This window comes from Gottfriedia sp. NPDC058432 (assembly GCF_042721555.1).
Classification (GTDB): Bacteria; Bacillota; Bacilli; order Bacillales; family Bacillaceae_G; genus Gottfriedia.
The window spans coordinates 304,408-312,521 of sequence record NZ_JBHXLC010000003.1; the positions used below are offsets into that span (position 1 = coordinate 304,408).

The 8,114-nt window shown below is 31.3% G+C and carries 11 protein-coding genes; 1 reads left to right on the forward strand and 10 read right to left on the reverse strand.

The window, feature by feature from the left end:
- Window positions 1–6 precede the first annotated feature (6 nt).
- The 6 genes from ftsL to ACFWM3_RS05640 form a co-directional block, all read right to left on the reverse strand.
- On the reverse strand, window positions 7–372 hold the full coding sequence (gene ftsL, locus ACFWM3_RS05615) for a cell division protein FtsL (RefSeq protein ID WP_390310630.1): 366 nt from the start codon (window positions 370–372) through the stop codon (window positions 7–9).
- A gap of 12 nt (window positions 373–384) precedes the next feature.
- Window positions 385–1,317, reverse strand: a complete 933-nt coding sequence (gene rsmH, locus ACFWM3_RS05620) for a 16S rRNA (cytosine(1402)-N(4))-methyltransferase RsmH (RefSeq protein WP_390310632.1) — start codon at window positions 1,315–1,317, stop codon at window positions 385–387.
- Window positions 1,318–1,348: 31 nt separating this feature from the next.
- Window positions 1,349–1,780, reverse strand: coding sequence for a division/cell wall cluster transcriptional repressor MraZ (gene mraZ / locus ACFWM3_RS05625; protein ID WP_056471113.1), 432 nt, complete (start codon window positions 1,778–1,780; stop codon window positions 1,349–1,351).
- Window positions 1,781–1,985: 205 nt separating this feature from the next.
- Window positions 1,986–3,614 carry a bacillithiol biosynthesis cysteine-adding enzyme BshC gene (gene bshC / locus ACFWM3_RS05630; RefSeq protein ID WP_056471115.1) on the reverse strand — a complete coding sequence of 543 codons (1,629 nt, stop codon included), beginning with the start codon at window positions 3,612–3,614 and terminating at the stop codon, window positions 1,986–1,988.
- A gap of 26 nt (window positions 3,615–3,640) precedes the next feature.
- Window positions 3,641–4,033 carry a DUF3397 family protein gene (locus ACFWM3_RS05635; protein ID WP_056471117.1) on the reverse strand — a complete coding sequence of 131 codons (393 nt, stop codon included), beginning with the start codon at window positions 4,031–4,033 and terminating at the stop codon, window positions 3,641–3,643.
- A gap of 6 nt (window positions 4,034–4,039) precedes the next feature.
- The gene (locus ACFWM3_RS05640; protein WP_390310633.1) at window positions 4,040–4,927 is read right to left on the reverse strand and encodes a 2-dehydropantoate 2-reductase; all 888 of its coding nucleotides are present in this window, start codon (window positions 4,925–4,927) and stop codon (window positions 4,040–4,042) included.
- Between the two features lie 147 nt (window positions 4,928–5,074).
- Here ACFWM3_RS05640 and ACFWM3_RS05645 point away from each other — a divergent pair, with 147 nt between their 5' ends.
- Entirely contained in the window at window positions 5,075–5,488 is a 414-nt protein-coding gene (locus tag ACFWM3_RS05645) for a GNAT family N-acetyltransferase (protein ID WP_056471123.1), read from the forward strand.
- 47 nt (window positions 5,489–5,535) lie between these two features.
- On the opposite strand, the gene ACFWM3_RS05650 is transcribed toward ACFWM3_RS05645, so the two are convergent.
- The 4 genes from ACFWM3_RS05650 to ACFWM3_RS05665 all read right to left on the reverse strand — a co-directional run bounded on the left by ACFWM3_RS05650 (window position 5,536) and on the right by ACFWM3_RS05665 (window position 7,889).
- Window positions 5,536–6,117, reverse strand: a complete 582-nt coding sequence (locus ACFWM3_RS05650) for an RsfA family transcriptional regulator (RefSeq protein WP_390310634.1) — start codon at window positions 6,115–6,117, stop codon at window positions 5,536–5,538.
- Between the two features lie 77 nt (window positions 6,118–6,194).
- Entirely contained in the window at window positions 6,195–6,962 is a 768-nt protein-coding gene (locus ACFWM3_RS05655; RefSeq protein ID WP_056471129.1) for an enoyl-CoA hydratase/isomerase family protein, read from the reverse strand.
- Window positions 6,963–7,144: 182 nt separating this feature from the next.
- Complete coding sequence (rpmF, locus tag ACFWM3_RS05660) at window positions 7,145–7,318, reverse strand: 50S ribosomal protein L32 (protein ID WP_025672195.1); 174 nt, start codon at window positions 7,316–7,318, stop codon at window positions 7,145–7,147.
- 55 nt (window positions 7,319–7,373) lie between these two features.
- Window positions 7,374–7,889 carry a YceD family protein gene (locus ACFWM3_RS05665; RefSeq protein ID WP_056471131.1) on the reverse strand — a complete coding sequence of 172 codons (516 nt, stop codon included), beginning with the start codon at window positions 7,887–7,889 and terminating at the stop codon, window positions 7,374–7,376.
- Window positions 7,890–8,114 lie beyond the last annotated feature (225 nt).

Genomic DNA, 8,114 nt, shown 5'->3' on the forward strand with positions numbered 1-8,114 from the left:
AATCTCCTACTTGCTAGTGTCGGTAAACTTTACGTTATTACTATCAATATTTAAACCTAACTCTTTTGCTTTTTGCCATATTCTCTCATATGTGCTTAATTCATCAATCTTCATTTTCAGCTCAGAGTTACGCTGTTTTCCATTTGCAATTTCATTTTTCACATTTTGAATTTTTAAGTTTGTATCATATATTTCCGCTTGGGTTTTAATGATTTTTGTCCCCATAAAGAAGCATGCAAAAAGAAATACTAAGTAAAGTATTTTTTCAAAAGGTGTAATTTTTGATACTTTCTTATGTTTTTTCTTGTTAGAAGGTCTTTGTTGTAAATCAGTAACTTGTGTTTGTTGTAGCTTTCTAGCCAAATTACTCATTATTTTCCCTCCTTATAATTTTTCTGCAACCCTTAGCTTTGCAGATCTTGCTCGTTTATTAAATTCGACTTCTTCATCTGTTGGTAAAAGCGGCTTTCTTGTCACTAGTTTTAACTTAGGTTTAAACTCATCTGGAATAATTGGTAAACCTGGTGGTAACGGTGGAAGCGAACTAGCTTCTTTAAAAATCGTTTTACAAATACGATCCTCTAATGAATGGAATGTTATTACACTAATTCTTCCTTTTGGTTTTATAAGCGTAATTGCATCTTTTAGAGCTTCTTCAAATACACCTAGTTCATCATTTACAGCTATACGAATTGCTTGAAAAATTCTTTTAGCAGGATGTCCACCTGTTCTTCTTGCAGGTGCAGGTATTGCATCTTTAATGATTTCAACTAACTCAAAAGTGGTTTCAATCGGCTTCTTAGCTCTTAACTCTTCAATCCTTCTAGCAACTTGTTTAGAGAATTTCTCTTCTCCATATCGGAAAAATATTTTCACAAGTTGCTCATATGGCCAGTCATTTACGACTTCATATGCTGATAATGTTTGTTCTTGATTCATACGCATATCAAGAGGTGCGTCTTGATGAAAACTAAATCCGCGTTCAGCTACATCTAATTGTGGCGAAGAAACACCTAAGTCAAATAAGATGCCATCAACTTCATAAATTCCTAAATTATGGAGTTCTTCTTTTATATGTTTAAAATTACTTTTTACAATTGTTAATTGTTTCTCATATTTATTCAATCGCTCTTTTGCATGTCTTATTGCTGTTTCATCTTGGTCAAAAGCAATTAATTTGCCCTTAGATGAAAGTTGAGATAGTAAGTATTCACTATGACCTCCACCGCCAAGAGTACAATCTACATAAATGCCGTCTTCCTTAATATCTAAAGAATCAACAGTTTCTTTTAATAAAACCGTAATATGTTCAAACATGATGCTTTCACTACTTTCAATTTGTTAATTTTTAAAAGTCAAATCCGATTAAGTTTTCGGCTAACTCACCAAATGACTCTTCTGATTCATTCATATATGTATTCCAAGTTGATAAATCCCAAATCTCAATACGATTTGTAACACCAACTACTACACATTCTTTTTCTAATTTTGCATAACTGCGTAAGTTAGGTGTTATATTAATTCTCCCCATCTTATCCATCTCACATTCCATTGCCCCTGAGAAGAAAAAACGGGTAAATGCTCTCGCATCTTTTTTAGTTAGTGGTAGTGTGCGCAGTTTGTCTTCAATTAAACTCCATTCGGCCATTGAATAACCAAATAAGCATTGATCCAAACCTCTTGTAACAATGAAGTTTTCACCAAGCTTGTCTCGAAATTTAGAAGGTATAATAAGACGTCCTTTTACATCGATATTATGTTGATATTCACCGATAAACATCCTATTCCCCCACTTTCTAACACAAACTTACCACATTCCCCCACTTCTTACCACCTTTTCTAAAAAATTCTTTAAAAAACGAAAAAATCCTGCTAGCAGTGCAGCAGGATTTCATTTTTATTATAAAATTCAGCTTATTTCAATGTTTGTTCCCTATAAAAAACAACTATCTATATTAATAAAAGCAATATTTTTGATTATAGGCTTAAATTTTTACGATTTGATGAGCGTAATCCCATGATAGTTCTAAATCACAAAGTTCATGAACAAAATCAAAACCATATTTATTAATATAGTAGAGAATATTTAGTGTTCTTTCTTGAGGTCTCCCATTTGGAGAAATTGAACAGATGATTCGATTCCACTTTGTGATCTGCTCTTCATTTTGCTTTAAAATTGATTCTTCTATTTTTCGTTCTAAAAGTAGAATTTGTTCTTCTATCTTTATATAATTCTTAATAGAAAAATCCTTTAAATTAGGTGTAACTTTTTTCGTTACATCTTGAAGAGGTTTATGCAGTTCTTCTAAAGATTTTTTTGCATGACTAAACACTTCTTTATAGTCTAGTTTCACTTGATTTTTAATCCATTCAACCTTCTTTTCTTCTAATGAAGTTTTCAGTACATCATTAATATCTAATGAAAAATCTTTTAAAGCTGATACGATATTTCTTTCAAAAATAGTAAACATATGTCTTAAAAACACAGGTGGCATTTCAAGGTCAAATAAATTAAAAATGTCCTTTAGCTCCGCCCAATAAGCAATTTCACCTGGGCCCCCGACAAATGCTAATGTAGGAAATAAATACTCTTGCATGACTGGTCTAGTAACAACATTATTACTTAATAACTCTGGCTGTTCATTCGCTATTTTGATCAACTCATGCTTAGAAAATTGATAATTTTTATTTTTCGTTTGAAAAACCTCTTCATTTTCAGACACTTCAAGTAACTGTCTACCTTCATTACTATGGTAAAAAAGATGAATGCTCTGTTCCGAAATTTGAAGTGTTTCGTGGTACCCAGATTTTATTAACCTGCTTTTTGTATCCTTTAAAACCCCTCTTACGATATCTTGCTTTTGAACCATTTCACTAAACAAAGATGACTCCAACTCTCGGACATTCGGATCATCGGCATCAACTAAGACAAGTCCTTCTTTTTGGAACAATTTAAAAATAATCTTCGCAAAAAAATCTACGTAAGTAGTAGATTGCTCAATCATCGAATATAGTTCTTCAAGTAATTCCTTCGAATAATTCGTTTCATCAAACGTTTTAACGATTTTATCAATCCACTTTTTCATCTCCTGTTGATCTAATTCTGTTTTAGAAGCAGCATGAGAATAAGTCGTTTTTTGATAAAAGGTCTGTTTTTTCACTGTATTGTTCTCAATTGTATGAATATGGTTTATTTCATCTATATCGTGGTCTTCACCAGCAATCCAAAATACCGGGACAACTGTTAGACCATGATCTTTTTCATATTTCTTTGCCAATTGAATAATTGAAATAATTTTATTTATGGAATACAATGGGCCAGTTAATAAGCCAGCTTGTTGTCCACCAATTACAACAAATGAATCTTTATTAAGTAATTTTTTCACATTTTCTAGTGATTCATTACTTGCATGATGCTTATGATGAAACTTCTCGAGTGCATTAACTAATCCTGTGCGATTATAAGAACGTTCCATTACATTTTTAATTCTATATTCCATTTCTTCCTTTACTAATGGATTTTCACCAAAGAAAGAAGAAATTACTTCATTTCCATTTACAAAATCATTAAGCAATTTATTTTGCCCGTCTAAATGGACTGTACTAATTTGCATTACGAACTTCCTCTCTCGCTCTTCAATTAGGCATTATACTCAGTTATTTTTAAAACTAAACCAGCCAATACAGTAATACAATGAAGAATAATAAACAGAATACATGACATTCTCCAAAAACCTTTTAGTAGCTTAGTAAACCGAATATCTCTTTTTGCTTTCCATTGAAGAATAATACTAATAAATAAGATAACCAATAATAAATTAATTAATATCCAACCTGTTGCAGTTGGAAAAATCATATTTAATACAAAATAAAATGAACTAATATATAGAATTGTAGATAAATCTAACGTAAAAAGCAAAAGTTTACGCTTGTTATTTTTAAAAAATAATTTTAAAAACATATAGATAAATATTGTAGAAAAAATCGGAAATTCAATTAATAGCGAAATAAAGAAAATGAAAAATTTTTCCAAAAAGAATTACCCCTTTTTCTTCTCAAGTCCTTTTATACTATTGTACACAAGTTCAATTGTCGGTACATTTATATTTTTATTAATTGCCAATTTTTTAACAAATCCTAGCATACTTTCAATTTCTGTTTGTCTACCGTGAAATAAATCTCGATTCATTGATGAGTAGTTCTCTTTAGTTTTCTCACATATTTCTACTACTTTATCCCACTCACTTTGGTTATTTAAATCTAGGATCGTTGCAACCTCATTAAATAATAATTTACAAATTGGTTTAAAATACTCATTAGTGATTAATTCACCATTTCGAACGTTCAATATAGACGTTAAGGGGTTAATAATACAATTTATTAAACACTTTTGTTTTATTATATATTCCCAATCATCTTGGCTTTTGATTGGAAACTCAACTGTATGTAGACTCGATAAATGATTTAGTGCATCTATTTCCCCTTTTATTTGTCCAATTCGAATAATACCTTTACCTGTATGTGTTATTTCATTTGGAGAAGTTTTTAATGCACCATGTTCAACTATTCCTATAAAGCAATTTGAAATTGGTAAATTTTTAACGATTTCAATATGAGACATTCCATTTTGGAGAAATAATATATTCTCCCCCTCATATTGATTTAACGTGTTTACGATTTCATTTAAATGATATTGCTTAACACAAACAATTAAGAGATCGAACGTGTTTATTTTAGGTAATAATTTTTTTGCTGTTATACACATTTGTTTCGTTTTTTCATCTACTGAAAGTATAACACCTAAGTTATTTATAAGATCTGCCTGTTCTTCTGTTCTCGTAAACAATGTAACATTATGTTTATTTTGATACAAATACGATGCTGTAAGAAGACCGACGGCACCACCACCAATTATTCCTATTTTCATTGATTTCTCCATTCGAAAAATTATTTTTCCATTATTATCTTTTTGATAATAAATTTACACCTAATCTATCTTTTTTTAAATTTAATTGTACGATATAATTATATTTAAAATATTAAAAATTTACATTCTTTTTAAGGGGGAGCTTTTTTGAACATCAAGATAGAACGTTTACAAATAAATTTTAAAACACTTGAACAATTTCAGCAATTTTCCGGTTACGGTTTACAAGAGCTATCAATGCTTGAAGATCTTGAATCAAATTTAATTGACAACGAGTTTCAATCTCCTTTCTATGGTATATATTTAGGCAAGGCACTTATTGCCCGAATGAGTTTATATACACATAGTGAAAATAATGAAGAAATAATTGAAATAAATAAGATGGAAGTTCTACCTTATTATCAAAAGAATGGGTACGGAAAAGAATTAGTAAATTTCGCTAAATCCTTTAAGAAAACAATTAAAACTATACCAAGAGCAAATTCAAATGAATTTTGGAAAAAGCAACGTTTCATTGAGGCAGATTCTGAATTCGTCATTTGGAAACCTGAAAATAAATAAAGACAAAAAACTCAACACCCCTTTTGGAGATGTTGAGTTTTTTCTTTTTATTTTACCTTCGTGTCATTTTTAGAACTAACATTTACAATTTTTCGTTTTTGATCTAGAAAATCAAATAAATGTTCATATTCATTTTGCAGCTCATTTAGTTTTTCAACTAGTTGTTGCTTTTCAATTTTCAATTGTTCGTTTTCTTGCTTATATTTCAATAGCTTTTTTTCTAGAGATTGTATATCTTTAATTCGTCCACCGGCATCAACTTTTAATCTCAAATATTCAAGGAATTTATATACTGACTCAAAAGTTATTTCGGAATGACCTTTTTCTGTTGTAGCATCTTCATGAGTCTGATTCGTAATTGTTTCCAAATCACGCGTTGGTTCTACTTCATTAGAAGGAACAGCTTGTTTTTTACTACTATTTTTTGCTTTTTCAATCTCTTCTTTATAGAACTTTCTAACAAAAGAATTCCATCTGTAACCACAAGCAGCAGCTGTCCTTGATAGGTTCTTTGCTACAACTTTAAATGCCATTAATTGAGTTGACCCTTCATTTATGGTTTTTAAAACTACTTCAGCTAAGTAGTTATCTTCATCTTTTGTCCATGCATCCTGGCGATTTGCAACCATTTGCAATCCCCTCCAATTTTCTTATGCAATAAGCAGATTTTACTAATTCATATGCACAAAAAAATGAAGGTAGAAGATTACTTTTCCAATTTTTTTGTAAATTGTTCGATATTTTTTATATGTTCATCTGAAAACCAAAGTGGCATAGCTGAAAAAACTTCTTCTTCCATTCTTCTCTTAAGATTTTGCTCGGTCCATTTGCGAATAAGTATTTTTTTATTTTGATGATGGATTTGTGCTGGAATACTTCGAGCTAAACTTATAAAACTTTCATTATGTAAACTTGTTAAATCTTTTGATAGTTCATGTATAAAGCCGATCTTCTTAGCTTGAAATGCGGTGTAAATATTAGAGGATGATAGTAAAGTAATCCAATCTTGATGACTCATTTTTTCTTGAAGTATGGTACCTCCACCCCATGAAGTTGGGATTCCCATTCTACCTTGAATAAATCCTATTTTTGCATTATGACTCGCGTATCTAAAATCGAATGCACTAGCGAGTTCGCAGCCACCACCTAAAGCATAACCATTAATAAAACAGATTGTAATTTGAGGTAACATCGCTATTTGATATATCAATTCACACATTTTTAGATTAAAAGATTCCAATCCACTTAAATTATTTTTAAACTTTAAGATTGTGTTTAAATCCCCACCGGTACAAAAATATTTCATACCTTCCCCAGTTAAAACAACTAGTTTACTTTGGGATTTCATTCGGATTTCCCGGATAATTTCAGAAAGTTTTTCTACAGTATTTTCATCAATACAATTCCCGTAATTAGGCCTATTTAAAAATATATAATCTATTTCATCTCTTTGATAAGTAATTACTTCAGACATTGGAATCCCTCTCTCTTTACCTAGTTTCCTATTAGTTTTTATTATACTATACAGGAATTGAAATGGGCAGAGGTAAGAGGAAGCATGACTTTAGAGGATTTGATCGTATAAAGACAGACAAACGAGGTTTAAAGGCAAAAGGAAAAGCACATAGTTTCCTATGTGCTCATTCAAAGACTAGCTTATTTGCTAAGTACTTGTTTTCCTTTGTAGTGTCCGCATGATTTACATACGCGGTGTGCTAATGTTAATTCGCTACAGTTTGGGCATTCAACCATTCCAGGTACCGCTAATTTAAAATGCGTACGACGCTTTCTTTTTACAGTTTTGGACGTTCTTCTTGCAGGTACTGCCATTGATCCCACCTCCTTAAAGTGAGTGTTTGTTATGAAGCCGGTTATCCGGTACTTCTCAATTATCTTGTTTGTCAAAAAATTTTGCTAATCCAGCAAGTCGAGGGTCAATTTTTTGCTCTACTTCGACATGTTCCCTAACTTCCCAATCTGTTCCTGACGTTGGAGCTGTTTCTTTCCCCTCAATATCCTCTGCATAAACCTGCATTGGAATCTCAGCTAAAATACATTCCTCAATCACTGGGGTTAAGTCTAACACGTCACCCTCTAGGATGTGAAAATTCTCATCTTCACTTTTCCATTCTGATGTTGTAAAAAATGTTTCTGTTGTGGTAATCGACAAAGGATATTTTACATCAACTAATGTTCTTACACAAGGTAAAATTAAATATCCAGTTATTGTTAAATGAAACGTATATCGGTTCGTTCCAAAATCAACTCGTCCAGTAACTCGAATTGGAGCAACCTCTCGAATATCAGTATTACGTTCCTTTATTTGACTTACATCAATTGTCTCATCTAAATTTAAACCTTTATGTCTTAATTTCTGCAACTGGTGCACTGACCATTTCATAAATAAACCACCTCAAGGCAACAATGAAAATTATATATTCTTTATAATCACTTGTCAATATTTTTTCTTTACACTATTGAAATGTGGAACAAGCTTGCCCAGCTCTGAAGGGAATATCTCCATTCAGCTGAAGAAGTGGCGCTCTTTCCACTTCGAAGATTAATGGAATATTACCGAAGAGCTAGCTTGTGCAACTAGACATCACAACATACTTCTTTGACCTAA